Origin of the sequence: Bartonella sp. ML70XJBT, assembly GCF_028618425.1 — a bacterium.
In the GTDB taxonomy this organism is placed as follows: domain Bacteria; phylum Pseudomonadota; class Alphaproteobacteria; order Rhizobiales; family Rhizobiaceae; genus Bartonella.
In genome coordinates this window covers 1-1,125 of record NZ_JAQISX010000093.1, presented here as the reverse complement: position 1 = coordinate 1,125, position 1,125 = coordinate 1, and the positions used below count along the sequence as shown (strand labels likewise).

Here is a 1,125-nt window from a genome sequence, read left to right as displayed (position 1 = left end):
AGACAGCCCAAGATTTTGGAACGATTGTTATCCCCACCTACAGCGGTGAAGCAGCAGCGTAATGATTAAGGAGGAAAAAAGACATGGCAGATCAATTACCAGCCCCTTTACAGGGGAGAAATCTTCACACCCAACAAGTAAGCTTTTTACGATTGAATATCTCACATAAAGATAAGCATCTTACGGAAAAAATAGGGATTTTACCCCGTGGAGCAGTCATTACTTCGATAAAAGCCTTTGTGAAGACAGCGTTTCCAGAGGCAAAATTGAAGATAGGGAGCACTTATGGGGGTAGCGAATACAGTGAGAAAGAGATCAAGACCCAAAGCACACAGGACTTTACGCCAACAGATCAAAAGGCTTTTGTAGGGGATGATAAGGAGACCACTCTTTATGCAACCCGTGACAAAACCACGGCAGCAGGTGAGTGTGTTGTGGTTGTGCAGTTCGTGACTAATCACTGAAATGAAGGGGAGAAATATCTTTGCTCCCCCTCATTATCTTTCATTGAAAAGGTATTTTGATGGCGCGTCATTATATTCGGGTTAGGACCAGCGGACCAATACCGGCTGGTCAAAATGTTTATCGTCATCGGAGAACGCTTTCACACCTCGTGTCTGTTATTCAAGATATTATCATAAAAAACACAATAAAGTCAAGATGTTGAGTGCAATTATTTTATATGAATCCACTTAAGAATCCACACTTTTATGCATGATTCATTTGACCATTTTTTAGATAAGATTGCCATGTATGAATAGAGCATAAAAAGCAAATCATGATGTAAATATTATAACGCATGTGTGTATTCAAATGAAATGAAAAGCAGTTATCATTCATAATAGTTCATAAATTTTATGATACGTTTTTATCACTCAAAAATCGCATTGTTTAAAATTTAGTCATTTGAAATTATCGATAACATATCTTTAAAGATCACAGCTTGTTTTAACAATTGGATTAGTAATCGCATTATCAAGTATGAGATTATGATTCTTAAAATTGAGAAGCGTAAAATCTAAAAATGCTATAGCAATATTTTATTACCTATAAGAGGGTAATCGTTTGAAACTGTCATAAGCTTATAGGTTTTAATTCATTTCAAGGTGCATAAAGGATTTCAAT

1 protein-coding gene is annotated in these 1,125 nt (G+C 36.1%); it reads left to right on the top strand.

The genetic code is table 11. The features are described from left to right. Positions 1-83 precede the first annotated feature (83 nt). On the top strand, positions 84-464 hold the full coding sequence (locus PVV65_RS09815; protein WP_273790034.1) for a hypothetical protein: 381 nt from the start codon (positions 84-86) through the stop codon (positions 462-464). Positions 465-1,125: the final 661 nt, after the last annotated feature.

Excerpts from the sequence above, each read along its gene's own strand:
- PVV65_RS09815 (WP_273790034.1), top strand. The coding sequence starts at position 84 with ATGGCAGATCAATTACCAGCCCCTTTACAGGGGAGAAATCTTCACACC.